Consider the following 25,228-nt stretch of genomic DNA (forward strand, 5'->3'; position numbering starts at 1 on the left):
CCCGGTCGCTCGCGGTGGCCGTGCCCGGCGGCGTCCGTGCCGCGGCCGGCGGTGCGGTGGCGCGGTCGGCGTCGGCGGCACGGCAGGAGGCCGCGCTGATGCGGGCCTGGGGTGTCGGTTCCAGCGAGCTGGAGCGGATGTCCTTCGACGAGCGGGCCCGGCTGGCCGAGCGGCTGCGCACCGGCCGGCTCGCCGAGTGGGCCGAACTGATCGGCCGTTTCAGGCGGATGGCCGACGGGGAACGGGCTCGCAAGGTGGAGAACGCCACCGGTGAGCTGATCGGGGTCACGCTCGGCGACGACCTCTCCCGGGTCGTCCCGTCCGAACTGGCGCATCTCGGACTGCCCGGACTGCGCGCGGTGTTCGCCGCGCGCTACGCCGCCGGGGAGCTGATGCTCTACGACGGTCAGGGCGAGCAGGCCACCGGCCGGGGTGCCGTCATCGCGTGCGTGGACACCTCGCACTCCATGTACGAGGCGGGGCCCGGCGGCATCACCCGGGAGGCGTGGGCGAAGGCGTGCGCTCTGGCGCTGCTGGACCAGGCCCGCCACGCGGGGCGTGACTTCGTCGGCATCGTGTTCTCCGCCGCCGACCGGCTCCGCGTCTTCCGCTTCCCGGCCGGCCGGCCCGCGGACCTCGCCCGCACCCTCGACTTCGCGGAGACCTTCCTCGGCGGCGGCACCAGCTACCAGCGGCCCTTGTCGGCGGCGGGCGAACTGCTCGAGGAGGAGTTCAACGACGCCGCCCGCACCCGGGGCGACATCGTCATGCTCACCGACGACGACTGCGGCGTCACCGAGGCGTGGATGCGGGGCTGGAACGCGGCCAAGCGCCGGCTGGGCTTCCGGGTCTTCGGCGTGGGCATCGGTGCCCCGCGCGTCGCGGCGGCCGGCTCGGTCCTCGCGGCGCTGTGCGACAACCTCCGTTCCGTCGAGGACTTCACCGACGTCCACGCCGCCGCGGACCTGTTCCGCGTGATCTGACCCGGCCGCCCCACGCCGCACGCCGGGCGGTCACGGCTTGCGGGCGACCGCCCCGTACATCGCGATGTCCTCGTCCCGGATGCCCTGTTCCCCGGTGCCGTCCGGGCGCCACTTGTGGACCTGGACGATGCCCGGCCCGGTCAGCTCCAGCCCCTCGAAGAACTCGTGGGCCTCGTCGAGGGTCCGCAGCCGCATCGGCATGTCGCGGGCCGCGTACTCGCGTGCGACCCGCCCCACCTCCTCGGGGGCGAACTCGGCGGTGCCGATGGTCATGGCCAGGTAGCTGCCCGCGGGCAGCGGTTCCAGGAGGCGGCGGACGATGCCGACCGCGTCGTCCTCGTCCAGGACGAAGTGGACGATCGCGATCACGGTGAGCGCGACGGGCTCGGCCAGGTCCAGTGTCTTGCGGAACTCGTCGGATTCGAGGACGGCTTCCGGGCGCTGGAAGTCCGCCTCGAGGTACGTCGTGCGGCCCTCGGGCGTGCTGGACAGCAGCCCCTGGGACAGGGTGAGGACGATCGGGTCGTTGTCCACGTAGACGACCCGTGACGCGGGGGCCACCGACTGGGCTATCTCGTGCAGGTTGGGCGAGGTGGGGATGCCGGTGCCGATGTCGAGGAACTGGCGGATGCCCGCCTCCTCGGCCAGCCATCGCACCGCGCGGTTCATCCAGTCCCGGTTGGCGCGCATGTGGACGGGCAGCGCGGGCCATTCCCGGGCCATCGCGTCACCCGCCTCCCGGTCGGCGGGGTAGTAGTCCTTCCCGCCCAGGATGTAGTCGTAGATCCGGGCCGAGTGCGCGTGCTCGGTGTCGATTCGGTCGGCCGGCCATCCGCTGTCGGACATCGTTCGCCTTTCTCCATGGGGTGGTGCGGTACGAGTGGAAGTCCTCACAGCTCCTTGCGCAGCGCGCCGAGGAGTTCCTCGGTGCCCCGGGCGGGCACCGCCTGGGCGCCCAGGCGGTCCAGGGCCTCGCGGTAGACCACGACGTCGTCGCCCTTGTCCAGGTAGACGGCGCCCACGAGCCCGCCGAGGTAGACGATGTCGGGGAGCTCGGGGGCCCGGAACCGGAAGAGGTCGAAGGCGCCGGCGCGCATGGCGGGGTGCGGACCCCCGGCGAACGGCATGATCTGCAGGGTCACGTGGGGCAGCCGGCCCACCTCGATCAGATGGTCCACCTGCCGCCGCATCACCTCGGTGCCGCCGACGGGCCAGCGCAGGACCGTTTCGTCCATCACGACCCACAGGCGGGGCGGGGAGGGGCGGGTGAGGATCTCCTGGCGCCGCATGCGCAGCGCCACCCGCCGTTCGGTGTCCACGGAGGGGGCGTGCGGGTTGCCCGCGCTCAGCAGGGCCCGCGCGTAGTCGGGGGTCTGCAGCAGTCCGTGCACGAACCCGGCCTCGTAGGCGCGGATGTGCAGGGCCGCCTGTTCCAGGCTCAGGTACGCCGCGAACCAGTCCGGCATGACGTCGCGGTAGGTGTGCCACCAGCCGCGTTTGTTCGCCTCGCGCGCCGACTTCAGGAAGGTGTCGATCTCCTGCTGGTCGCGGACACCGTAGACCTGGAGCAGCTTCTCCACGTCCGGGAGGCGCAGCCGGGCCACCTTCGCCGCCTCGAGGCGGCGGATCGTGGAGTGGCTCACCCCGATCGCCTCACCGGCCTGCTCGAACGTGAGACCGGCGCGGGTGCGCAGCTCCTCCAGCTGTCTGCCGAGGATCATCCGCAGCACGGAGGGGGCACCGCCCCAGTCGGTCTCCGCGGTCACACCATCTCCCCTTCGCCGTCCCGCGCCCGGGCCCGGACACGCCAGTCTGTCACGGGCGTCGTCCCGCCGCAGGAGCATGCCTCCAGTCAGCTGCAATTTTCAACTTGCCGGTTGCGCACCGTTGTTGACGGATGACACAGTGGCTCCACCGCCCCCTGCCCTCCCGACCCGCGTTTCTCGACCGACGACCAGGACCGTCCTTGGCGACCCGTCCCCCACCCCCACGGGCCGGTCTCGCATGACAACGTTCTCCTGACGTCCGTCGCGGCCAAAGGACCCACCCCCCATGGACCTGCAGCACACCCGTGATCCACGTCCGTCCGCAGCCACCGTCCGTGACCGCCCGTGCTCGTCCGGTACCGCCCGCCCGCCCCGGCGGCGCCGCCCGGGACCGGCCCCGCTCAGCCTTCCCGTCGGGCTCCGCGCCGGCCTGGGGCACGACGCCGTGGGCACCTCCGCGTCCCACGGCGAACGCATTCTGGCCCGCCTCCCCCGTGCGGGCTGCGTGTTCGCCGACGAGGGGCGATGGTGGTGGATCGTCCCGTCCGGGTCCGACATCGGCGTCGCGTGGCCCGCCGGCGCCCACTACATCGTCGGCGACCCGTCCTGGACCCGGGCTCGGCCGGGCGCACGGGCGGCCGGTCCGCGCCTGATCCACGGCCCCGACGGCGACTCGCCCTACACCGCGCCCATCCCCTTGTACTTCCTCGTCTGCCGGCTCGCCGGTGTGCCGCCGCGCTGGTCCCTGGCGCCCTGAACGGACCGCACCGCCGGCCGGCGCGACGGCGCTACTCGAAGAACTTGAGGCTCCAGCCGGTGTCGCTGGTGGGACCGGGCACGTTGGCCCGGCTGTAGGTGGTCCCGCCCCACCAGCAGAAGGTGCCGGTGTACCAGTAGCGGTTCTCCCACGCGTACGGCGTCCCCTTGGCGACCGCGTGGAACATCAGCGGGAACCGGGGGCCGGCGGGCGGGCTGGTGGCGATGTCGCCGTCGAGCAGGACGAAGCTGTGGTGGCCCGGCCCGTCGACGTACAGGGTGGGGTCCCAGCCGGTCATCATCGTCGCGCGGCGGGACCCGAAGAGGCAGCCGTTGGACTTGTACCAGTCCCACACGTACGTGGGGTCGCCGCCGGAGCGCAGCCTCAGGTCGGCCAGGCAGTACTGGTCGCTCCAGCTGCCGTTGGCGGAGTAGGCGATGTGCAGCTGCCCGTTGGGGTCCTTGATCGGCTCGGGGCCCTCGTTGATGTACGGGTTGCCCACCACGCGCTCCCAGCTCTCGCGCGGCTGCGAGATGACGTACCGCGCGCCGGCCGGTGCGGTCGGGCTGCTCATGCGCGCGATGTAGAGGTTCTGTTCGACGTTGGTGTCACCGGCCCAGCCCGACCAGACGAACCACCGCTGCCCCTCGAAGGTGAACAGGGTGCCGTCGATGGCCCACTTGTCGTCCGGCAGGGCCAGCTTCGTCTCGGCCGTGTATCCGCTGTCGGCGACGGCGGAGCTGATCACGTACATCCGGTGGGCCGCTCCGCGGCCGGCCGAGAAGTAGATGTAGTACCGGCCGCCGTCCCGCACGATCTCGGGGGCCCACACCTCGCCCCGGTCGCGGGTGTCCGACCAGACCTGACGGGCGGGCGCCGCCGCCAGCGCGGCCGTGGACGCGGCCTGGCGTACGGCGATGCCGCCCCCGGTGGACTGCACCGAGACGTAGGTCCCGCCGACCCGGATCACGCTGGGGTCGGCGGCCCGCAGACCGGTCCGGTCCGCCCGCGCGGGCCCGGCGGAGGACACCAGCAGCAGGAAGGCGACGAGGACGCCGGACAGCAGGGCGGCGACGGCACCGCGGAGGCGGCGGGAGGGCTTTCCGGTTCCGCTCGGCGGGCTTCCGGTCAGGGTCGGCATGTCCCTCCGCTTCCACGGGCCGTGATGTACATCGATGGAAGTAGACAGCGGATCCAGGATCGTAAGGGACGGCGAACATGTCAATGACCGCACCGCAACACCTCCTGCGCGCACGGCATCCGGAGGGCCGGCCCTTCCTCCGCTTCACCTTCCGAACCTGGAGGGCCTTCTTCCGATTGATCTCGTTCAACTAGTTGACATGCACAGGGAAGGACTACAACCCTGCAAGTCCCCCCACACCAAGGAGGACCGTGTGCTTTCCCCACGCAAGCTGACGGCGTCCCTGGCCGTAGCGGCGTCGATCGGCGCCGTCGCCGTCGTCGTCGGGCCGGCCCAACCGGCTTCGGCGGTACCGGACACCATCCCGCTCACCCTGAAGAACGACTCGGGCAACGCCGAGCAGGTCTACGTCTACGTCATCGGCACCGAACTCGCTTCCGGGAAGCAGGGGTACGCCGACGAGAGCGGCGCCTTCCACGCCTGGCCGGCCGGTGGCGCCCCGCCGGTGCCCGCCCCCGACGCCTCGTTCGAGGGGCCCGCAAACGGCGGGTCAAAGACCGTTCGGCTTCCGAAGTTCTCGGGCCGGGTCTACTTCTCGTACGGCAAGAAGCTCGACTTCCGGCTCGCCGAGGGCGGCCTCGTGCAGCCCGCCGTCCAGAACGCCGACGACCCCAACCACGACACGCTGTTCAACTGGACCGAGTACACGCTCAACGACTCCGGGCTGTGGCTCAACTCCACCCAGGTGGACATGTTCTCGGCGCCCTACTCCGTCGGTCTGACGGCGGGCGACGGCTCCACGAAGCAGACGGGTTCGCTGAAGCCCGGCGGGTACAAGGCGGTTGCCGACGGCCTGACCCGACAGGGCGGCGGCTGGGAGGGACTGGTCCAGACGCGGAGCGACGGCTCGCCACTGCGCGTCCTGGCCCCGGGGCACGGCATCGGTTCCGGCGACCTGCCCGCCGACGTGATGGACGACTACATCAACCGTGTCTGGAGCAAGTACGCCACCGACACGCTGACGGTGACGCCGTTCAAGGAGCAGCCGGACACGAAGTTCTACGGCAAGGTCAACGGCGACAGGATGGACTTCACCGACGGCAGCGGCGCGGTGGTGACCTCCTTCGAGAAGCCGGACTCCGACTCGGTCTTCGGCTGCTACAACAAGCTCGACGCCCCCAACGACCAGGTGCGCGGCCCCGTCTCGCGGACCCTGTGCGCCGCGTACAACCGCTCCACGCTGCTCACCAATGCCGAGCAGCCCGACGCCGACGCCTCCGGCTTCTACCAGGACGACGTCACCAACCACTACGCCCGCCTCGTCCACGCGCAGATGCGGGACGGCCAGGCGTACGCCTTCGCCTTCGACGACGTCGGCAACCACGAGTCGCTGGTGCACGACGGCGACCCCAAGGACGCGGCGATCACGCTGGAGTCCTTCGACTGACCGGGCCGGCCCCACCCGCGCCCGAACCGACGCACCACCTTCCCCCCACCCCCCTGCCCGCTCCCCTCCCGTGGGAGCGGGCCCACGAAAGGGAGAGACATGGCCTCCCCACGACTGCTCCGCGGTTGTCTCCTCGCCGCCCTGTCCGCCACCCTCGTCGCGGCCGCCGCGGTGACCCCCGCCCAGGCCGAGTACCGGCCGGAGTCCGCCGCGGCGGTGACGTTCTCCGACACCTTCGACGGACCCGCCGGATCCGGCGTCGACACCGCCAAGTGGCAGCTCGAGACCGGTGACAACGTCAACAACCACGAGCGGCAGTACTACACGCCCGGCACCGACAACGCGAAGCTCGACGGCCAGGGCAACCTGGTGATCGAGGCCCGCCGCGAGAACCCGGGCAACTACCAGTGCTGGTACGGCACGTGCGAGTACACCTCCGCCCGGCTGAACACCTCCGGCAAGTTCACGGCGACCTACGGTCACGTCGAGGCCCGGATGAAGATCCCGCGCGGGCAGGGCATCTGGCCCGCGTTCTGGATGCTCGGCCAGGACATCGGCGAGGTCGGCTGGCCCAACTCGGGCGAGATCGACGTCATGGAGAACGTCGGCTTCGAACCGTCCACCGTGCACGGCACCCTCCACGGCCCCGGCTACTCCGGCTCGGGCGGCATCGGCGCGGCCTACACGCTGCCGAACGGCGAGGCGTTCGCGGACGCCTTCCACACCTTCGCGGTGGACTGGGCCCCGGACAAGATCACCTGGTCGGTCGACGGCAACGTCTACCAGACCCGTACGCCGGCCGACCTGGGCGGCAAGGACTGGGTCTTCGACAAGCCGTTCTTCCTCATCCTGAACCTCGCGGTCGGCGGCTACTGGCCGGGCGACCCCGACGGTTCGACCACCTTCCCGCAGCAGCTGGTGGTCGACGAGGTGAAGGTGACCACGAGCGGCGGCTGACGGCCCCGGGCCGTATCCGGAACCGGAGCGGGCCGCCGCCTCCCCGAGGTGGCGGCCCGCTTCCCGGTCTCCCGTTCGGCCGCGAGTGACCTCGCGGGGCTCAGGGAGACGTGGTCCGGGCGATGTCCCCGGCCGGAGCGTCCTCGTCCGGGGCCGCCGGGGGCGGGAAGATCAGGTCTTCGAGCGCGTCCGCGGCGAAGAGGAAGGCCATCATCACGACTGGCAGGAGCAGCGCGAGCAGAATCACAGGACCTCCCGGTGGGTCGGTCTGTGGGCTTCGTGGCCCGGCTTCAAGGATGGACCCGAATGGCGGAACCCGCACGGCGGGAGCCGACGGAGCCGAACGCCCGGGACGACGTCCATGCGCCCAGGCACGGGCCGTACTACCTCTGGTGATCCTTTGGCCAGTCGTTCACGCATATGCAGAACGAATGTGCGGCGCCACCTCTGCCCAGGGCATGCCGTTGGGTACGTATGGAACCTCCCATCGAGATCAACCACAGCGTCGTCGGGGACTGGACCATCGTGGAGATCCGCGGAGAGGTGGACGTGTACACCGTGCCGACGATCAAGCAGTACGTGATCGAGCGGCTCGCGGACGGTCTCCGCCGGTTCGTCGTCGACCTGCGCGGAGTGGCGTTCATCGACTCCATGGGCCTGGGCGTGCTGGTCGGCGCCCTCAAACGGGTCCAGGCGGTGCACGGGGAACTGAAGCTGGTCATCACGGACGCCAACACCAAGCAGCTCTTCGCCCTGACCGGCCTGCGGCACGTCTTCCCCATCTACGACTCCGTGTACCAGGCGCGGCGAACCTCCTAGCCACGAGGGGCGTTTCGGCCACCCGCGCAGGACGGCCCGTGGTGTCCGAAGACCCACTGGCGCGCGGCGAGGCGCCCTTGACTGGCTGCTCGCCCACCCCCATATTCACCAGCACCCCGTCAACAACTCCCCAGAGGTGACCGTGAGAAGCCTCAGACCCTGGGCTGCCCTCTGCGCAGCCGCCGCCCTCGCCCTTCTCACCACCACGCTCACTCCCTCCCCCGCCCCCGCTGCGGCGTCCCCGCCGGGCGGACCGGCCTTCGCCACGCACTCCGCCCGGGCGGCACTCGCCCGGCTGCTGCCGCGGCACGTCTCGCAGTTCACCCTGGTTCCGGCGCGCCGATCCGCGTCCGGCGACTGGTTCAGCGTCTCCGGCCGCGCCGGCCACCTCCGGGTCCGGGGAACCAGTCCCGCGGTGATCCTCAGCGGCGTCAACTGGTACCTGAAGTACACGGCCAAGGTGGACATCGGGTGGCCCGGGCGCAGCACGGCCAAGCTGCCGCGCACGCTGCCCGCGCCCGAGGGCACCGTGCGCCGGCAGGCCTCGGTGCCGCACCGCTTCGCGCTCAACGACACCGACGACGGCTACTCCGGCGCCTACCGGGACTGGGCCTCCTACGAGAAGCAGATCGATCTCCTCGCCCTGCACGGCGCGAACGAGGTCTTCGTGCAGATGGGCGCGGACGCCGTCTACTACCAGACCCTCCAGGAGTTCGGGTACTCGAAGCAGGAGCTCAGATCCTGGATCCCGGGTCCAGCGCACCAGCCGTGGTGGCTGATGCAGAACATGTCCGGCTTCGCCGGTCCCGTCTCCGAGCGGCTGATCGAGGACCGCGCCGCACTCGGCCGCAGGATCGCGCACCGCTTGCGCGAGCTGGGCATGACCCCCGTGCTCCCCGGCTACTACGGCACCGTGCCGCCGGGCTTCACGGAACGGAACCCCGGCGGCACCGTCGTCCCGCAGGGCGAGTGGGTCGGCTTCGAGCGGCCCGACTGGCTGGACCCGCGCACCGACGTCTTCCCGAGGGTCGCCGCCTCGTTCTACCGCCATCAGCGTGCGCTGTTCGGCGACTCCGCGATGTACAAGATGGACCTGCTGCACGAGGGCGGCCGACCGGGGAACGTGCCCGTCCCGGATGCCGCCCGGGCCGTGATGAAGGCACTCCAGACGGCGCGTCCCGGTGCCGTGTGGACCCTGATCGGCTGGCAGAAGAACCCGTCGACGCAGATCATCGACGCCGTCGACAAGAGCAGGCTGCTCATCGTCGACGGCCTGTCCGACCGCTACGACGGCCTCGACCGCGAGACCACCTGGCACGGTGCGCCCTACGCGTTCGGCACCATCCCCAACTTCGGCGGTCACACCACCGTCGGTGCCAACACCGCCGTGTGGGCGGAGCTTTTCGACCGGTGGCGCACCGAACCCGGCAGCGCCCTCGCGGGTATCGCCTACCTGCCGGAAGGAACGGGGGGCAATCCGGTCGCCTACGAGCTGTTCACCGAACTGGCCTGGCGCACGGGCCCGGTGGACCACGCGGCCTGGTTCGCCGGATACGCGGAACGCCGCTACGGCGGGCCCGATCCGCACGCGGCCCGGGCCTGGGAGCTGCTGCGCACGGGCCCGTACAGCATGCCGTCCGGCACCTGGAGCGAGGCCCAGGACAGCCTCTTCACCGCCCGTCCCCGGCTGACGGCCACCTCGGCGGCCAGCTGGAGCCCCGGCGCGATGCGCTACGACCCGGACACGGTGCGCGAGGCGCTGGCGGAGCTGCTGAAGGTCGCACCGGCCCTGCGGACGACCGACGCCTACCGCTTCGACCTGGTCGACGTCGCCCGTCAGGCACTGGCCAACCGCAGCCGCTCCCTGCTCCCGGAGATCAAGGCCGCCCATGACGCCCGTGACCTGTCCCGCTTCCGTGCGGGGGCGGCCGAGTGGAAGGGCGACCTGGTCCTGCTGGACCGGCTGCTGGCCACCGACACCCGCTTCCTGCTGGGCCCGTGGCTGGCGGACGCCAGGTCATGGGGCCGTACCGGTGCGGAGCGCGACGCCGCGGAGTTCGACGCCCGCTCGATCCTCACCACCTGGGGCCACCGCTCCGGCAGCGACTCGGGCGGCCTGCGGGACTACGCCAACCGGGAGTGGTCCGGGCTGGTCTCCGACTTCTACGCGATGCGCTGGACGACGTACCTCGACTCCCTCGACACCGCGCTGGCCACCGGACGGCCACCGGCCGCCATCGACTGGTTCGCGCTGGAGAACGCCTGGAACCAGCGGCACGACCGCTATCCCGTCGAGCCCTCGGGCGACCCCGTGGCGACGGCCGCCGAGGTGCTCGACGCCCTGCCCGCCGCGGTGCCGTCGGTGCCGGCCGGGTCCGGGAGGGTGCGATGAGGCGCGTGAGCGGCAGAGCCGCCGGGCTGGTCGTGGCCGTGCTGAGTGGTCTGGCACTGGCGATGACGTCGACGACCGCGCAGGCCGCGACCGGTCCCGACGTCATCGCCCACCGCGGCTCCTCGGGCATGGCACCCGAGAACACCGCCGCCGCCATCGACCTCGCCGTCCGCCAACGCGCCGACTACGTCGAAATCGACGTCCAGCGCACCAAGGACGGCAAACTCGTCAACTTCCACGACTGCACCATGGAACGCACCACCGACATCGAAGACCTCTACCCCGGACGCCCCCGCTACCGCGTCTCCGACTTCACCTGGAACGAACTCCGCCACCTCGACGCCGGCTCCTGGTTCCACGACGACTACACAGGCGAACCGATCATCACCCTCGACGACGTCATCCACCACATCCAGCACACCCGCACCGGACTCCTCGCCGAAATCAGCCCCTGCAGCCAGTACGGCACCACCGTCGCCACCGACCTCGCCGACACCCTGCACGGCAAACCCCGCTACGTCCGCGAAGCCCTCGCCCGCCACCGGCTCGCCGTGCAGTCCTTCCAGACCGACGACGCCCGCACCTTCCACACCGCCCAGCCCGACATCCCCATCGGCATCCTCGACGCCGACCGCCCCACCGACACCGAACTGACCGAACTCAGCCAGTGGGCCGACCAGATCAACCCCCAGCACACCGTCACCGACCAGACCCTCGTCGACCGCGTCCACCAACTCGGCATGGACATCAACGTCTGGACCGTCGACGAACCCGGCGCCATCCGGAAGATGGCCGGCCTCGGCGTCGACGGCATCATCACCGACTACCCCCAGACCCTCACCCAACGGGGGTGACCCGACTCAGGGACGGGTGGCCCGGTCCAGTTCGATCAGGACCGAGTAGTACGCACGGCCGGTCGCGCGGTCCATGCCGATCTCGCACATGCGGTTGGCGGACAGGTGGGCGTCGTAGGGGCGCGAGGTCACCTCGGCGGCCTCCTTGGCCGTCGCCGAGGCCGTCAGTTCCTTGTGCAGCATGCCGCGGTCGCCGGCGAAGGCACAGCATCCGGCGTCGTCCGGGACGACGACCTCGTCGGCGACCGCGTCGGCGACCGCGCGCAGGTGGTCCACGTCGCCCAGGTGCTGCATCGAGCAGGTCGGGTGCAGCACCGCCGAACCGGCCGTCCGGCGGACCGTCAGCCGCGGCAGGAGCTCCTCGGCGGCCCAGACGACGGAGTCGATCACCTCAAGGCGTCCGTGCAGTTCCCGGTTGGCGTGGGTGAGGTAGGGGACGACCTCGTGCCGGAGGCCGAGGGTGCAGGACGAGGCGTCGACGACGAGGGGGATCCTGCCACCGTCGGTCCAGGCCCAGGCGGCCTCGACGACGCGGTTGGCCATCACGGTGTTGCCGTCCGCGTAGCCCTTGGAGTGCCAGATCGTGGAGCAGCAGGTCCCCGCGACGTCGTCGGGGATCCACACCGGGCGGCCGGCCCGGGCCGAGACGTCGACCACGGCCTGCTGGAGCGAGGGGGTGCCGTCGCCCTCGGGCCCGGCGAAGATCCGGTTGACGCAGGCCGGGTAGTAGACGGCGCTCGCTCCCGTGCGGGAGGTGGGCGGCGCGGTGCGGGCGGCGGCGCCCGGGATCTCCGGCAGCCACTCGGGCAGCAGATCGGGGCGTACGGCCTTGCGGGCGAGGCCGGTCGCGGCCTCCAGCAGCCGGTCGCTGATCCGGTCCGCCGCGCCGACCGCGAGGCGTGCCGACGCCTCCACCGCCCTGAAGCGCTTCGCGGTGAGGGCGGCGATCCGCTCCTCGCGCGGCGAGTGCCTCCGGTGCCGGAAGTCCTTCATCATGGCGCCGGTGTCGATGCCGACCGGACAGGCGATCGCGCAGGTGGAGTCGCCCGCGCAGGTGTCGACGGCGTCGTAGCCGTAGGAGGCGAGGAGTTGTTCCTCCACGGGTGATCCGTCCGGCTGCCGCAGCATCTCCCTGCGCAGCACGATGCGTTGGCGCGGGGTGGTCGTCAGGTCGTGGCTGGGGCAGGTGGGTTCGCAGAAGCCGCACTCGATGCAGGGGTCGGCGAGCGGCTCGATCCCGGGGATCGTCTTCAGCCCGCGCAGATGGGCCTTCGGGTCGCGGTCGAGGACGACCCGGGGCGCCAGTACGCCCTCGGGGTCGATCAGCCGCTTGAGGCGCCACATCAACTCGGTGGCCCGGGGCCCCCACTCCAGCTCCAGGAACGGGGCGATGTTGCGTCCGGTGGCGTGCTCCGCCTTCAGCGACCCGTCGAAACGCTCCACGGTCATCCGGCAGAAGTCGTCCATGAACGCGGCGTACCGGTCGACGTCGGAGGGCTTCGACGCGTCGAAGGCGAGCAGGAAGTGCAGGTTGCCGTGGGCGGCGTGACCGGCGACCGCGGCGTCGAAGCCGTGCTCCGCCTGGAGTCCGAGCAGTTCCTCGCAGGCGTCGGCCAGCCGGGACGGCGGGACCGCGAAGTCCTCCGTGATCAGGGTGGTGCCCGCCGGGCGGGAGCCGCCGACCGCGGTGACGAAGGCTTTGCGGGCCTTCCAGTAGCCGGAGATCGCCTTGGCGTCGCGGGTGAACTCGTTGGTCACCGAGGCGACCGGCGCGACCAGTTCCAGCCGTTCCACGACTGCGGCCGCCGCCCGCTCGAAAGCCTCCTGCCCCGCCTCGTCGGGTGCCCGGAACTCCACCAGCAGCGCCGCCGTCTCCCGCGGCAGACCGGCCCAGTCGGCCGGTACGCCCCGCACGCTCACCGAGGCGCGCAGCGTGTTGCCGTCCATCAGCTCGACGGCGATCGCCCCGGCCTCGTTGAAGAGGGGTACGGCCGCCGCGGCGGCGGTCAGCGAGGGGAAGAAGAGCAGTCCGCTGGAGACCTTGCGGTCCAGCGGCAGGGTGTCGAAGACGACGTCGGAGATGAACCCGAAGGTGCCCTCGGAGCCGACCATGAGCCCGCGCAGGATCTGGACGGGTGTGGTGCCGTCGAGGAAGGCGTCCAGCCGGTAGCCGTTGGTGTTCTTGATCTCGTACTTGGCCCGGATGCGGGCGGTGAGTGCCTGGTCCGCCTCGATCTCCGCCTTGAGCGCGAGCAGCCCGGCGCACAGCTCCGGCTCGGTCCGCGCCAGCGCCTCGTCCGCGTGCGGGTCGGCCGTGTCGACGACGGTGCCGCTCGGCAGCGCGAAGGTCAGTGAGGCCAGCGTGCGGTACGAGTTGCGGGTGGTGCCCGCGGTCATGCCGGAGGCGTTGTTGGCGACGACCCCGCCGACGGTGCAGGCGATGGCGCTGGCCGGGTCGGGCCCCAGGATCCTGCCGTACCGGGCGAGGGTCGCGTTGGCCCGCATCACCGTGGTGCCGGGGCGGATGCGGGCCCGCGCGCCGTCGTCCAGGACCTCGACGCCGGTGAAGTGGCGGCGGACGTCGACGAGGATGTCCTCGCCCTGGGCCTGGCCGTTCAGGCTGGTGCCGGCGGCGCGGAAGACGACCTGGCGGCCGTGGTCGCGGGCGTACGCCAGCACCGCGGCCACGTCGTCGACGGTCTCGGGAAGGACGACGACCTGCGGGACGAACCGGTAGGGGCTGGCGTCCGAGGCGTACTTCACGAGGTCGGAGATCTTCCAGAGGACCTTGTCCGGGCCCAGCAGCGCGGTCAGTCCGGCGCGCAGGGGTTCGGGGGTGCCCGTGGCACCGCCGTCGGGCACCCGGTCGGCGGACGCGACGCGGGCCGTGCCGGGGCGGAGGCTTTCCGGCTTGGGCTCCAGCAGGGGCATGACGTTCGACTCCCACACGGTCTCGATCGGTGCTGATCAGCGTACGACTGCCGGGCTCGCCGGCCCAGGCCGGGCCGGCGAGCACGAACGGTTCACCCGGGCAGGTCCGGGCCGGGCAGGAGGGCGACCACGTCGATCTCGACGAGGATGTCCATCAGGTCGGACCCGACCGTGGTGCGCACCGGGCAGGGTTCCTCGAAGAACGCGCGGTAGGCCGCGTCGTACGCGGCGAAGTCCCGCCGGAGGTGTTGCAGGTGCGCCGTGACCTTCACGACGTCCCGCGAGGACAGGCCCCGCGCGGCGAGGACCGCCGCCACGTTGCGCAGCACCTGCGCGGTCTGTGCCGCGACGCCCTCCGGTACGGCGCCGGTGGCGGGGTCCTGGGGGCCGAATCCGGCCGTGAACAGGAACCCGCCCGCCACCACCCCCTGGGAGTAGGCGCCCGCGGGACGGGGAGCATCGGGCGTGTGCACGGCTCGCTTGCCGGTCGGCTCGCTCATCCGGTCAGATCACCGTCCCGCTCGTTGACGCCCGCGTAGTGGCGGAGCTTGTCCTCGTCCACGCTCACCCCCAGCCCGGGTCCCGGCGGCACGCGCAGCCGGCCGTTCTCCAGGTGCAGCGGCTCGATGATGTCGTCCGCGTGCAGGTAGTACATGCTGTCGATGGCCCGCGAGAGGACGGGGGTGCTCGACACGACGGCCAGGTGCGCCGCGGTGGCGATGCCTAGTTCGCCGCCGCTGTGCAGGTTCATGCCCAGGCCGAAGGTCTCGCAGTGCGCGGCGAGCGCCTTGGTCGCGGCGATGCCGCCCCACTTGTAGACGTCGCCGTGGATGACGTCGACCGCGTTCAGCCGCATGGCCGGGGCGAAGTCCTCGAAGCGGACCACGCACATGTTGGTGCACAGCGGGATGCGTACCTTGGCCTTCACCTGGGACATCCCCTCGATGCCGACGCAGGGGTCCTCCAGGTACTCCAGGTCCAGTTCCTCCAGGGCGATGCCGGCGCGGACCGAGTCGGGGACGGACCAGGCCGCGTTGGGGTCGACGCGCAGGTTCACGCCGGGCAGCGCCTGGCGGACCGCGCGCAGGACGGCGACGTCGCCCGCGCAGTCCCTGGTGCCCTTCAGCTTGACGGCGTCGAACCCGCCCTCCTCGACGACGCGCACCGCGTGCTCGGCCATGGCCTTGGGCAGGTCCGCCGGGGTCGCGCCCCGCGCGTCGGCGCGGGTGATCAGCGCGGTGATCGGGACCTCGTCGCGGACCGCGCCGCCCAGCAGGTCGGTGACGGACTGGCCGGTGGCCTTGCCCATCGCGTCCCAGCAGGCGACGTCGACGGCGGCGATCGCCGCGTAGCCGAGGTAGCCGTGGAAGAAGGGCACCATGTGCTGCTTGCGGTGGAAGCCCTCCAGGGCGAACGGACTGGTGCCGATCAGGTCCGGGACCATCCGGCGGACGATCGCGGCGACCGGCGCGCCCCACATCGTCTCGCCCCAGCCCTCGACGCCCGCGTCGGTGCGCACCCGCACGACGGTGCGGGTCTCCCCGGTCTTGGTCTCGAAGGAACTGGTGAAGGGGTTGACGAGTGGGAGGTTGACGACCCACACGTCGACGTCGGTGATCTTCATTTCTTCTCCTCGCATCATCGGGGTCACCGGCTCGCCGCGTCGAAGGCCCGGATCGCGCGGGCCAGTCCCCGGGCCCGGTCGTCCAGGAGGCGGCCGCCCCGGTCGGCGTCGGCGCCGGAGGCGTCGTCGGTGGAGCCGTCGACCCGCTCCCACTCGCCGTGCCGCTCGACGGTCAGACCGGGGTGGGGAGGGTGGTCGAACAGCGGGGGCGGTTCGACGGGGGTGCGGGCGGGCACGGGGGTGCGCACCAGTTCCGGGTGGGCCGCCAGCATGAGGGACGTCTCGAACCATCCGGCGTGCCCCGGGGTGACGTCGGGCCGTCCGGCCTCGGTCTCGCCCTCGGTGAGGGTCCAGTACGAGCAGGCGGCGACCGTGACCCGGGCGCGCAGCGCGAACCGCTTCACGGCGAGCCGCATGATCTCGTCGTTGCCGCCGTGGCCGTTGACGACCATGACGCGTCGGTACCCGCTGGTCACGAGCGAGTCGAGGACGTCGTCCAGTACGGCGCCGAGGGTCGCCGCGGAGAGCGAGACGGCCGCCGCGAACAGGTGGTGCGGACTGTGCCCGAAGGGCAGCGCGGGCAGCCGCACGACCTCCGGAGCCGAGGGTGCGGAGGGCGCCGAGGACGCGGCGGCCTCACGGTCGAGGAGGTCCAGCGCCCGGTCCACGACCTCCTCGACCAGGAGGGTGTCGGTGCCCATCGGCAGGTGGCCGGCGTGCTGCTCCTGCGAGCCGATGGGCAGCAGGGCGATGCCCCGCTCGCCGGCCCGGCGCACCTCCCGCCAGGTCAGTTCGGTCAGTCTCGATTGGCTCACGGTGCTACCTCTCCGAAACGGGGCCATGGCAGAGTCGGCGCATGGTCCACAAAAGTTCTCCGTTGCGACTGGTCCCGGATGCCGCGGAGCAACCGGCCGCTCCCGCGGCAGCGCGGCGGCTGGGGGCCGTCGAGCTGGTGCCCGGCCGGGTCCGGGCGGCCGTGCTGTCCATGGCCGGGCGGGTGCTCGACCGCGCCGAGGCGTCGTACGACGCGGCCACCGCGACTCCCGCGGACATCGACGGGGCGCTGGCCGGGGTGGCCGGTGTCTTCGCGGCCCAGGAGGTCCAGGGGATCGGGGTGGCCGCCGCGGGGCTGGTGGACCCCGGCACGGGGCTGATCCTCGAGGTCAACGACGTGCCGGCGCTGCACGGCTATCCGGTGACGGAGCGGCTGGGCGCCCTCACCGGGGCAGGGGTGCACCTGGAGCACCGGGCGCGGCTCCAGGTGCTCGGCGACCGCTGGTTCGGCGCGGGCCGCGGGCGGCGCACCTTCGCCTCGGTCTCGACCGGCGAGGTGCTCGGGGTGGGTGTCCTCTACGACGGTGAGGTGATGGCGCCGCCCGGCGGGCGCAGCGGGGCGCACATGACGGTGTCGGCCAGTGGCGAGCGCTGCACCTGCGGGAACCGGGGCTGCTGGAAGACCCTGGCCACCACCGGCTGGCTGCGGGCCAGGGCCCGCGCCGCGGGGCTCGGGGAGTCGATGTCGCTGGCCGAGCTGGTGCGGGGCGGGGACGCGCCGGCCGGGCAGGTGGTGGAGGAGTACGCGCACAACCTGGCCCTGGGGCTGGTGAACGTGCAGCAGCTCTTCGCGCCGGGCCTGTTCATCCTGCACGGCGAGGCGCGTGAGGGCGGCGAGCGCTTCCGCACCGTGGTGGAGGAACGGCTGCGGGACGCGGTCGCCTTCGCGGGGGCCGAGCAGCCGCGGGTGCTGGTCGGCACCGCCGCGGTCGACGACGTGGCGCTTCTGGGCGGGGCGGGTCTGGTGCTGTCGCACCTCTAGCGTGGCGCGGGTCATCGGCTCGCTTCGTCCGTCGCTTCGCCCGTCCGGGCGCGTGCCGCGGCCCGGCGGCCCCGGCGCGGGTCGAGGACCGGTACGGCGTCGAGCAGCTGCCGCGTGTAGGGGTGCCGCGGGGTGCGCAGGACCGCCGCCGCCGCACCGACCTCGACCAGGCTCCCGCGGCTCATCACCGCCACCCGGTCGGCCACCTGGGCCACCACGGCGAGGTTGTGCGAGACGAAGACGTAGGTGAGGCCCAGCCGCTGTTGCAGGTCCGCCAGGAGGTCGAGGACGGTCGCCTGCACGGAGACGTCCAGGGCGCTGGTCGGCTCGTCCAGCACCAGCAGCCGGGGGTGGAGTGCCAGCGCCCGCGCGATCGAGACGCGCTGGCGCTGGCCGCCGGAGAACTCGTGCGGGTAGCGGTCCTGGATGCCGGCGTCCAGGCCGACGGCCTCCAGGAGTTGTCCGACCCGTTCCCGGTTGCGGGCCCGTGCCCGCCGTCCGCGTGCCTCGGGGTCGTGGGTGACCAGCGGTTCGGCGACGATGTCGGTGATGCGCATGCGCGGGTTCATGCTGGAGTAGGGGTCCTGGAGGACGACCTGCAGCTGCCGTCGTACGCCGCGCAGTTCGGACGCGGTGAGGGCGGCGAGGTCCCGCCCGTCGAAGCGGACGCTTCCGGCGGTGGGTTCGAGGAGTCCGAGGAGCAGCCGGGTGAGGGTGGTCTTGCCGCAGCCGGACTCGCCGACCAGGGCCAGGGTCTCGCCCTCGTGGACTTCGAGCGACACGTCGTCGACGGCGACGTTCGGGCGCCTGCCGCCGAACTCCTTGCGCAGGCCGGAAAGTTCGAGGAGCGGGCGGCCGGTCGCGGGGCCGGGCCCGGTGGTGCCGGCGGTCTCGGTCGCGTCGGTGCTCATGCCGCCTCCAGTCGGGGGGTGGCCGCCAGCAGCTTGCGGGTGTAGGCGTCGGCCGGACGGTCGAACACGTCGAGGACGTCGCCGGTCTCGACGACCTTGCCCCGGTTCATGACCACGACGCGGTCGGCGGTCTCCGCGACGACCGCGAGGTCGTGGGTGATCAGCACGACGGCCATGTCGTGCTTGTGCTGGAGGGTGACCAGGAGGTCGAGGATCTGGCGCTGCACGGTGACGTCCAGGGCGGTGGTCGGCTCGTCGGCGATGAGGAGGCGGGGCCGGGCCACCAGCGCGGTGGCGATCATCACGCGCTGGCGCAGGCCGCCGGAGAGTTCGTGCGGGTACTGGCGGTAGCGCAGGGCCGGGTCGGGGATGCCGACCTCGTCGAGGGCCGCCAGCGCGGCCTCCTTGGCCTCGGCGCGGGACATGCCGGTGTGGTGCCCGAGCACCTCGGCGACCTGGGCGCCGACGCGCTGGAGCGGGTCGAGGCAGGTCATCGGGTCCTGGAAGACCATGGCGATGTCGCGGCCCCGGACCCGGCCGAGTTCCTTCTCGGACAGGCGCAGCAGGTCGCGCCCGTCGAAGCGGATCTCGCCGCTCGGGTAGACGCACGGCGGGCTCGGGTTGAGGCGCAGCACGGACAGCGCGGTGGCGCTCTTGCCGCTGCCGGACTCCCCCACCACGGCGAGGGTCTCGCCGGCCCGGACGTGCAGGGAGACGTCCTGGACGGCGTGGACGACGGAGCCCTCCAGGCGGAAGTCGACGCGGAGGCCGTCGATCTCGAGGAGCGGCCGCTGGTCGGCGGGCCGCCGGGACGTGGCGCCCGTGGCTCGGTCGGGGCCGGTTGTCGGTCGGTCGTTGCTCATCGGCGGTAGGCCTTCGGGTCCGCGACGTCGCGCAGGGCGTCGCCGGTGATGTTGATGGCGAGGGAGGTCAGCATCAGCGCGATGCCGGGGAAGACGGCGACCCACCAGGAGGTGCCCAGGTAGAGCTGCCCGTCGGAGAGCATGCCGCCCCAGGTGACCGTCTCCTTGGGGACGCCGAGGCCGAGGTAGCTGAGGGACGCCTCGGCGACGATGGCGGCGGCGACGTGCAGGGTGCCGATGGTGGCCAGGGGTGCCATCACGTTGGGCAGCAGGTGGCGGCGCATGATGGTGACGTCGGTGACGCCGATCGCGCGGGCCTCGGTGACGAAGTCGCGGGTGCGCAGCGACATCACCTCGGAGCGCACGACGCGGGCGTAGGAGACCCAGCCGGTGAAGCCGAGCACCACGATCACGACCCACAGCCCGGAGCCGAGGAAGCCGACGACGGCGAGGGCCAGCAGGAGGGAGGGGAAGGCGAGTTGGACGTCGGCGAGCCGCATCAGGGTGCGGTCGGCCCAGCCGCCGAAGTATCCGGAGGCGAGGCCCACGACGGTGCCGACGACGCCGGCGAGCAGCGCGGCTCCCGCGCCGACGAGCAGGGAGACCCGGGTGCCGTAGACGACGCGGGAGAGCATGTCGCGGCCGAGCTGGTCGGTGCCGAGGAGGTGGGCGCCGCTGCCGCCGTCCTGCCAGGCGGGCGGCCGCAGCCGCAGCAGGAGGTTCTGGGTGTTGGGGTCGTAGGGGGCGAGCAGGGGCGCGAACAGGGCGGCGACGAGCAGCAGGGCGAGTACGGCGAGGGCCACTGCGGCGAGCTTGTTGCGCAGCAGGCCGCGCAGGACGACGGAGCCGGAGCCGCCGGACGGCTTGTGCTGCAAGGTCGCATCGGTCGCGGCCGGTGACATGACGGTCATCGGGACGTCCTCACCCTCGGGTCGAGGAAGCTGTAGGAGAGGTCGACGAGCAGGTTCACCACGACGAAGGTGGCGGCGAAGAACAGGACGGTGGCCTGGACGAGCGGGAAGTCGCGGTTGGAGATCGCCTCGACGGTCAGCTGGCCCACTCCGGGCCAGGAGAAGACCCGTTCGGTGAGGATCGCCCCGCCGAGCAGGTTGCCGACCTCCAGGCCGACGACGGTCACCACGGGCAGCGAGGCGTTGCGCAGTCCGTGCCTGAGCACCACCTGCAGCGGCCCGAAGCCCTTGGCGCGGGCGCTGCGGATGTGGTCCGAGGACAGGACGTCGATCAGCGAGGAGCGCAGCAGACGGGCGACGACGGCGACGGAGTACACGGCGAGGGTGACGGCGGGCAGGACCAGGTTGGCGAGGGTGCCGTAGCCGGAGGCGGGCAGGGCGCGCAGCCAGACGGCGAAGACGAGGATGAGCAGGATGCCGACCCAGAACGGCGGGGTGGACTGGCCGAGCAGGACGCCGGTCATCACGGTGTTGTCGGTGCCCCGGCCGCGGCGCATGGCGGCGAGGATGCCCGCCGGGATCGCGATGACCAGGGTCACCGCGAGGGCGGCGGCGGCCAGTTCGATCGTGGCCGGCAGCCGGTCGGCGAGGATCTCGCTCACGGGCTGGCCGTAGACGAGGGAGTCGCCGAAGTCGAGGTGCAGCAGTCCCCAGAGGTAGTCGAGGTACTGGGAGAACAGGGACTGGTCCAGGCCCAGGGAGTGGCGCAGCACCTGCTCCTGTTCGGCCGTGGCGTCCGGCGGCAGCAGGATCTTCACGGGGTCGCCGGACAGACGGACGAGGAAGAAGGCGACGGTCGCCGTGCACAGCAGCACGAACAGGGCGGTGCCCAGGCGCTTGACCACCCCGAGGAGCAGCCCCGCCCGGTCCGGGCGGCGGGTCGGGGTGTCCGCCGGGGCGGGGGGCTTGTCGAGGGTGAGGGCGCTCATCGGGACACCTCCGCGCTCTCCATGGCGAGGACGCCCGCGGCTCCCGGCGTCCAGCGGGGCCGGTCGTTGCGGGCGTAGATGTTGTCGATCTGGTAGAGGAAGACGAAGGGGGCTTCCCGGCGCATCAGCCGTTGCAGGTCCGAGAAGGCCGCTTCGCGCTCCGCGGGGTCCTCGGAGAGTTCCTCGGCGTCGATGAGGCGGTCGGCCTCGGCGGAGTGCCAGCGGCTCTGGCGGCGGTCGCTGCGCACGTTGGACTGGACGATGCTGGCGCCGTCCATCGTCCAGACGGTGCTGGCCGCGAGGTAGATCGGGCCGAGCGCACCGCGGTTGTCGGAGGTGAGGCGGGCGGAGTAGGTGCCGGGGTCGAGCAGGTTGACGCGGGCGTCCACCCCGGCCCTGGCGAGGAGTCCGGAGAGGGCCTCGGCGACGTTGGCGTCGACGTTGGAGGCGGTGAGCGTGGTGGCGAAGCCGTGCGGGTGACCGGCTTCGGCGAGCAGGCGGCGCGCGGTGTCGACGGAGCGGGTGAAGGGCTTGACGGTGGGGTCGAAGCCGAAGGAGCCGCGCGGGACGAGGGCGGGCGTCTCGGTGGCCTTGCCGCCGAGCACGGCCTTGATGAGCAGTGGGACGTCGATGGCGTGGTTGAGCGCCTGGCGCACCCGGCGGTCCTGGAGCGGGCCGCGTTCCAGGGTGTTGAGGGACAGGTAGGCGGTGCGGATGCCGGTGTGGCCGTCGATGGTGATGCCGCCGTAGCCGTCGAGTTGCTGGGCGGCGTCCGGGGTGAGTCCGGCGACGAGGTCCACGCCGCCGCTCTGCAGGGCGGCCAGGGACGACGAGGCGTTGGGGGCGGGGCTGAAGACGAGGCCGTCGACGGCCGGGCGCCCGTTCCAGTGGCCGGCGTAGGCGCGCATCCGCAGTTCGTGGTCGCGCTGCCAGCTCGTGAAGGTGAACGGGCCGGTGCCGACGGGGTGGTCGGCGAAGGCCGCGTCGCCCACCTCGGCGAGGTGGCGGGGCGGTACCACGACGCCGCCGAACAGGGAGAGCTTGGCGGGCAGGATGGGGTCGTGCACGGTGGTGTGCAGGTCGACGGTGAGCCGGTCGACGACGGTGACGCCCTTGACGAAGCGCAGCTCGACGATCGGTGACTTGGTGGCGGGGTCGAGCAGTCGCTCGATGCTGAAGGCGACGGCCCGCGCGTCACACACCTCACCGTTGTGGAAGGTCACCCCGGGGCGGAGCGTGAAGCGCCAGGTGCGCGCGTCGGTGGCCTTCCAGCTCAGGGCGAGCCTCGGGTGCAGCCGGTTGTCCCGGCCGCGGGTGGTGAGGGTGTCGAACATGTTGACCAGGACGTTCATCGACACCATGTCGCCCTGCTTCTGCGGGTCCAGGGTCTTCGGGTCGCCCGGCTGGGAGACCCGCAGGACGTTGCCGGCCCGGTCCGCGGCGGCGGTCGTGCCACACGCGCTCAGGAGCGCCGGAGCGCTGAGGGCTCCGAGCAGGAGACCGCCGGTCCGCAGGACGTGGCGTCGGCTGGGACGGCTGCGGTCCATCGTGCGCCCCTGAAGAATTCGTTCCATTGAACAACACCTCCGTTCCGTCAGATGGAATGCGGTTGGGTTAAGCTAAGCGACATGGTGAAAGCGGTCAACACCCGGTCGGTCGACCAGGAACTCGCGAAGGGCCCCGTCGACAAGGCGATGGAGGTGCTAGATGCGCTCGTCCAGCCCGGTGGCCCCCACCGGCTGGGGGAGATCGCGCGCCGCACAGGACTGACCAAGCCCACCGTCCACCGGCATCTGCGGACCATGGCGGAGTACGGCTTCGCCGAGCCCGCCGAGGGCGGCAGCTACCGTCCGGGACCGCGGCTGCTGGGCCTCGCCGCAGCGGCCCTGAGCGACAGCCGGGTCCTGGAACTGACCAGGCCCGCCCTCGCCGACCTGCGCCGGCGCACCGGCCACGTGGCGTTCTACGCGGTGCGCCACGCGTCCGACGCGGTGTATCTGGAGCAGTCGGAACCGGCCCGCGAGTACCGGATGGGCACCCGGCCCGGCCACCGGTCGCCGCTGTACACCTGCGGCGTGGGGCTCGCGATGCTCTCCGCGCTGCCCGCCGGGGAGGCCGCGGCGGTCCTGGAGGCACCGGACCTGGAGGCGCGCACGCCGGACACGCCCACCGACCCGGCCGCGCTGCGGGCGGTGCTCGCGCGCGCGGCGCTGTGCGGTTACGCCGTGGACGACGAGTACGACGAGCCGGACGTGCGGTCGGTGGCGGCACCCGTGCTGGACGCGGAGGGCCGGGCCGTGGGTGCGATCGGCATCGCCGGACTGACCTTCACCCTCGACCCCGGCAGTGTGGAGGTGTTCGGGCCGATGGTGCGGGCCGCCGCGCGCACGGTGTCCGCCGCACTCGGCGCGCGCCCGCCCCAGCTCGGCGTGGTGGACCCGGCCAGGGGCGGTGAGCAGGCGTGAGCACCCTGGGAGAACTGCTCACCGAGGGGCGGGAACGGCGCATCTACTCCGGCGCCGCCTGGTCCGTCGGAGGCCCGGAGGGACCACTGGACCGGGGCTGGACCGGCACCCGCGGCTGGGACGGACCTCCGCTGGACGGCGACGACGTATGGGACCTCGCATCGGTGACCAAGCCGATCGCCGGACTCGCGGTCATGGCGCTCGTCGAGCGCGGCGCGCTCGGCCTCGACGACACCGTGGGCGCGTACCTCCCGGACTACCGGGGCGGCGACAAGGCGGAGCTGACCGTACGTCAACTCCTCACCCACACCTCGGGGATACCGGGACAGGTGCCGCTGTACCGCGACCGTCCCACCCGTGCGGCGCTGCTGGAGGCGGTGCGCCTGCTGCCGTTGACCGCGGCGCCGGGCACCCGCGTGCAGTACTCCTCGCAGGGGTTCATCGTCCTCGGCCTGATCGCCGAGGCGGCGGCCGGGGAGCCGCTGGACGCGCTGGTGGAGCGGCTGGTGTGCGCACCGCTCGGTCTGCGGGACACCGTCTTCCGCCCGGACGCCGGGCGCCGGGCGCGGGCGGTGGCCACCGAGGACTGTCCCTGGCGCCGCCGCCCGGTCGTGGGCGAGGTCCACGACGAGAACGCGGTGGTGCTCGGCGGAGTCGGCGGCCACGCGGGCCTGTTCTCCACGCTGGCGGACATGGAACGGCTCGGCGCCGCCCTCGCCGCCGGTGGCCGGGGCCTGCTGCGGCCCGACACCTTCGCCCTGATGACGGCCCCCCACACGGACCACCTGGCGCTGCGGCGCGCCCTGGCCTGGCAGGGCCGCGATCCGGTCGGCTCCCCCGCCGGGGAGGTGTTCGGCCCGGAGTCGTACGGCCACACGGGCTTCACCGGCACCAGCCTCTGGGTCGACCCGGCCACGCGGCGCTACGCCGTGCTGCTCACCAACCGGGTGCACCCGACGAGGACGGGGGAGGGGATCGTCGCCCTGCGCCGCGCGTTCCACGACGCCGCCGCCCGGACGCCCCCGGTGGCCGCCGGGGCCCCGCACGGTGTGGAATGAGCCGGTGACCCCTTCCGCACCGCGCGCCGAGCGCCCCGAACGCAGCCGCCCCGCCGCCCAGAGCCTCACCGGCGTCGGCCTCGCCGTCCTCGATCCCGCCGGCCGGGTCCTGCTCGGGCTCGGCCACGACGGACGCTGGGAGCTGCCCGGCGGCAAGGTCGACGCGGGCGAGGACTTCGAGACGGCCGCCGCCCGGGAGTTGACGGAGGAGACCGGGCTCGTGGCGGCCCCCGCGGACGTGCGGGTGCTGGCCGTGCTCGTCGACGGCGTGGGCGGGCTGACCCGCGTGACGGCGGCGGCCGTCACCGAGCGGACGGCCGGTACGCCCCGGGTCACCGAGCCCGACAAGATCGAGCGCTGGGAGTGGTTCGCCCGCGAGTCGGTCCCCTGCGCGCTCTTCCCGCCGTCCGCCTCGGTCCTGGACTGCCTGTGGCCCGAGGAGGAGCGGCGGGGTGCGGCAGGAGTCCGGCACTACGCGGTGGCCGGGCCCGTCGTGAACGGCAGCACGCGCCGGGACGGGTGCGCCGCGTCGCGGTAGGCCCCG

The 25,228-nt window shown here is 72.5% G+C and carries 23 protein-coding genes and 1 pseudogene; 11 read left to right on the forward strand and 13 right to left on the reverse strand.

Annotated features, from left to right (window positions below; all coding sequences use genetic code 11):
• On the forward strand, nucleotides 1-983 hold a 983-nt coding region (locus BZZ08_RS15770; RefSeq protein WP_133169200.1), incomplete at its 5' end, for a VWA domain-containing protein.
• A gap of 30 nt (nucleotides 984-1,013) precedes the next feature.
• Here the strand turns inward: BZZ08_RS15770 and BZZ08_RS15775 are convergent.
• Nucleotides 1,014-1,829 carry an SAM-dependent methyltransferase gene (locus BZZ08_RS15775; protein WP_104632854.1) on the reverse strand — a complete coding sequence of 272 codons (816 nt, stop codon included), beginning with the start codon at nucleotides 1,827-1,829 and terminating at the stop codon, nucleotides 1,014-1,016.
• Between the two features lie 44 nt (nucleotides 1,830-1,873).
• Nucleotides 1,874-2,749, reverse strand: coding sequence for a helix-turn-helix domain-containing protein (locus tag BZZ08_RS15780; RefSeq protein WP_104632855.1), 876 nt, complete (start codon nucleotides 2,747-2,749; stop codon nucleotides 1,874-1,876).
• Between the two features lie 286 nt (nucleotides 2,750-3,035).
• On the opposite strand from BZZ08_RS15780, the gene BZZ08_RS15785 reads away from it, so the two are divergent.
• The gene (locus tag BZZ08_RS15785) at nucleotides 3,036-3,506 is read left to right on the forward strand and encodes a hypothetical protein (RefSeq protein WP_104632856.1); all 471 of its coding nucleotides are present in this window, start codon (nucleotides 3,036-3,038) and stop codon (nucleotides 3,504-3,506) included.
• Nucleotides 3,507-3,537: 31 nt separating this feature from the next.
• Here BZZ08_RS15785 and BZZ08_RS15790 read toward each other — a convergent pair whose 3' ends face one another.
• Nucleotides 3,538-4,647 (reverse strand): glycoside hydrolase family 43 protein, encoded by a 1,110-nt coding sequence (locus BZZ08_RS15790; protein ID WP_104632857.1) that lies wholly within the window; start codon nucleotides 4,645-4,647, stop codon nucleotides 3,538-3,540.
• Nucleotides 4,648-4,900: 253 nt separating this feature from the next.
• Between BZZ08_RS15790 and BZZ08_RS15795 the strand changes: the two genes are divergently transcribed.
• Entirely contained in the window at nucleotides 4,901-6,094 is a 1,194-nt protein-coding gene (locus tag BZZ08_RS15795; RefSeq protein WP_104632858.1) for a glycoside hydrolase family 64 protein, read from the forward strand.
• A gap of 99 nt (nucleotides 6,095-6,193) precedes the next feature.
• Nucleotides 6,194-7,042, forward strand: a pseudogene (locus tag BZZ08_RS15800) (glycoside hydrolase family 16 protein); the annotation flags it as partial.
• A gap of 109 nt (nucleotides 7,043-7,151) precedes the next feature.
• Here BZZ08_RS15800 and BZZ08_RS15805 read toward each other — a convergent pair.
• Nucleotides 7,152-7,298, reverse strand: coding sequence for a hypothetical protein (locus tag BZZ08_RS15805; RefSeq protein WP_037922471.1), 147 nt, complete (start codon nucleotides 7,296-7,298; stop codon nucleotides 7,152-7,154).
• Nucleotides 7,299-7,525: 227 nt separating this feature from the next.
• On the opposite strand from BZZ08_RS15805, the gene BZZ08_RS15810 reads away from it, so the two are divergent.
• From BZZ08_RS15810 to BZZ08_RS15820, 3 genes are all read left to right on the forward strand, one after another.
• The gene (locus tag BZZ08_RS15810; RefSeq protein WP_104632860.1) at nucleotides 7,526-7,870 is read left to right on the forward strand and encodes an STAS domain-containing protein; all 345 of its coding nucleotides are present in this window, start codon (nucleotides 7,526-7,528) and stop codon (nucleotides 7,868-7,870) included.
• 142 nt (nucleotides 7,871-8,012) lie between these two features.
• Nucleotides 8,013-10,262, forward strand: a complete 2,250-nt coding sequence (locus BZZ08_RS15815) for an alpha-N-acetylglucosaminidase (protein ID WP_241965487.1) — start codon at nucleotides 8,013-8,015, stop codon at nucleotides 10,260-10,262.
• Nucleotides 10,259-11,116: a glycerophosphodiester phosphodiesterase gene (locus BZZ08_RS15820; RefSeq protein ID WP_104632862.1), complete on the forward strand. Its 858-nt coding sequence runs from the start codon at nucleotides 10,259-10,261 to the stop codon at nucleotides 11,114-11,116. Before BZZ08_RS15815 ends, BZZ08_RS15820 begins: the two co-directional genes overlap by 4 nt.
• A 6-nt stretch (nucleotides 11,117-11,122) precedes the next feature.
• Here BZZ08_RS15820 and BZZ08_RS15825 read toward each other — a convergent pair whose 3' ends face one another.
• From BZZ08_RS15825 to BZZ08_RS15840, 4 genes are all read right to left on the reverse strand, one after another.
• Complete coding sequence (locus BZZ08_RS15825; protein WP_104632930.1) at nucleotides 11,123-14,047, reverse strand: FAD-binding and (Fe-S)-binding domain-containing protein; 2,925 nt, start codon at nucleotides 14,045-14,047, stop codon at nucleotides 11,123-11,125.
• 92 nt (nucleotides 14,048-14,139) lie between these two features.
• Nucleotides 14,140-14,547: a RidA family protein gene (locus BZZ08_RS15830; protein WP_104632863.1), complete on the reverse strand. Its 408-nt coding sequence runs from the start codon at nucleotides 14,545-14,547 to the stop codon at nucleotides 14,140-14,142.
• Nucleotides 14,544-15,671: a mandelate racemase/muconate lactonizing enzyme family protein gene (locus tag BZZ08_RS15835; RefSeq protein WP_104632864.1), complete on the reverse strand. Its 1,128-nt coding sequence runs from the start codon at nucleotides 15,669-15,671 to the stop codon at nucleotides 14,544-14,546. Before BZZ08_RS15835 ends, BZZ08_RS15830 begins: the two co-directional genes overlap by 4 nt.
• Before the next feature lie 23 nt (nucleotides 15,672-15,694).
• Nucleotides 15,695-16,486 carry a creatininase family protein gene (locus BZZ08_RS15840; protein ID WP_104632865.1) on the reverse strand — a complete coding sequence of 264 codons (792 nt, stop codon included), beginning with the start codon at nucleotides 16,484-16,486 and terminating at the stop codon, nucleotides 15,695-15,697.
• Nucleotides 16,487-16,527: 41 nt separating this feature from the next.
• Here BZZ08_RS15840 and BZZ08_RS15845 point away from each other — a divergent pair, with 41 nt between their 5' ends.
• Nucleotides 16,528-17,487: an ROK family protein gene (locus BZZ08_RS15845; RefSeq protein ID WP_104632866.1), complete on the forward strand. Its 960-nt coding sequence runs from the start codon at nucleotides 16,528-16,530 to the stop codon at nucleotides 17,485-17,487.
• Between the two features lie 11 nt (nucleotides 17,488-17,498).
• Here the strand turns inward: BZZ08_RS15845 and BZZ08_RS15850 are convergent, their stop codons facing one another.
• From BZZ08_RS15850 to BZZ08_RS15870, 5 genes are read right to left on the reverse strand one after another with little or no spacing between them, the layout of a single operon-like run.
• Entirely contained in the window at nucleotides 17,499-18,398 is a 900-nt protein-coding gene (locus tag BZZ08_RS15850) for an ATP-binding cassette domain-containing protein (protein WP_104632867.1), read from the reverse strand.
• Nucleotides 18,395-19,261 carry an ATP-binding cassette domain-containing protein gene (locus BZZ08_RS15855; RefSeq protein WP_104632868.1) on the reverse strand — a complete coding sequence of 289 codons (867 nt, stop codon included), beginning with the start codon at nucleotides 19,259-19,261 and terminating at the stop codon, nucleotides 18,395-18,397. The genes BZZ08_RS15850 and BZZ08_RS15855 overlap by 4 nt, the downstream gene beginning before the upstream one ends.
• A complete protein-coding gene (locus BZZ08_RS15860; RefSeq protein ID WP_198601497.1) occupies nucleotides 19,258-20,172 on the reverse strand; it encodes an ABC transporter permease in 915 nt (304 codons plus the stop codon). Before BZZ08_RS15860 ends, BZZ08_RS15855 begins: the two co-directional genes overlap by 4 nt.
• Nucleotides 20,169-21,161, reverse strand: coding sequence for an ABC transporter permease (locus BZZ08_RS15865; RefSeq protein ID WP_104632869.1), 993 nt, complete (start codon nucleotides 21,159-21,161; stop codon nucleotides 20,169-20,171). The genes BZZ08_RS15860 and BZZ08_RS15865 overlap by 4 nt, the downstream gene beginning before the upstream one ends.
• Nucleotides 21,158-22,735, reverse strand: a complete 1,578-nt coding sequence (locus tag BZZ08_RS15870; protein WP_198601498.1) for an ABC transporter substrate-binding protein — start codon at nucleotides 22,733-22,735, stop codon at nucleotides 21,158-21,160. The genes BZZ08_RS15865 and BZZ08_RS15870 overlap by 4 nt, the downstream gene beginning before the upstream one ends.
• 54 nt (nucleotides 22,736-22,789) lie before the next feature.
• Between BZZ08_RS15870 and BZZ08_RS15875 the strand changes: the two genes are divergently transcribed.
• Genes BZZ08_RS15875 through BZZ08_RS15885 form a run of 3 tightly spaced genes read left to right on the forward strand, consistent with a single transcriptional unit; the run spans nucleotide 22,790 to nucleotide 25,222 of the window.
• Nucleotides 22,790-23,626, forward strand: coding sequence for an IclR family transcriptional regulator (locus BZZ08_RS15875; RefSeq protein ID WP_104632871.1), 837 nt, complete (start codon nucleotides 22,790-22,792; stop codon nucleotides 23,624-23,626).
• Nucleotides 23,623-24,684 carry a serine hydrolase domain-containing protein gene (locus BZZ08_RS15880; RefSeq protein WP_104632872.1) on the forward strand — a complete coding sequence of 354 codons (1,062 nt, stop codon included), beginning with the start codon at nucleotides 23,623-23,625 and terminating at the stop codon, nucleotides 24,682-24,684. Before BZZ08_RS15875 ends, BZZ08_RS15880 begins: the two co-directional genes overlap by 4 nt.
• Before the next feature lie 4 nt (nucleotides 24,685-24,688).
• A complete protein-coding gene (locus BZZ08_RS15885) occupies nucleotides 24,689-25,222 on the forward strand; it encodes a nucleotide triphosphate diphosphatase NUDT15 (protein WP_104632873.1) in 534 nt (177 codons plus the stop codon).
• Nucleotides 25,223-25,228: the final 6 nt, after the last annotated feature.

It is taken from the genome of Streptomyces sp. MH60, from assembly GCF_002939385.1.
Lineage (GTDB): Bacteria > Actinomycetota > Actinomycetes > Streptomycetales > Streptomycetaceae > Streptomyces.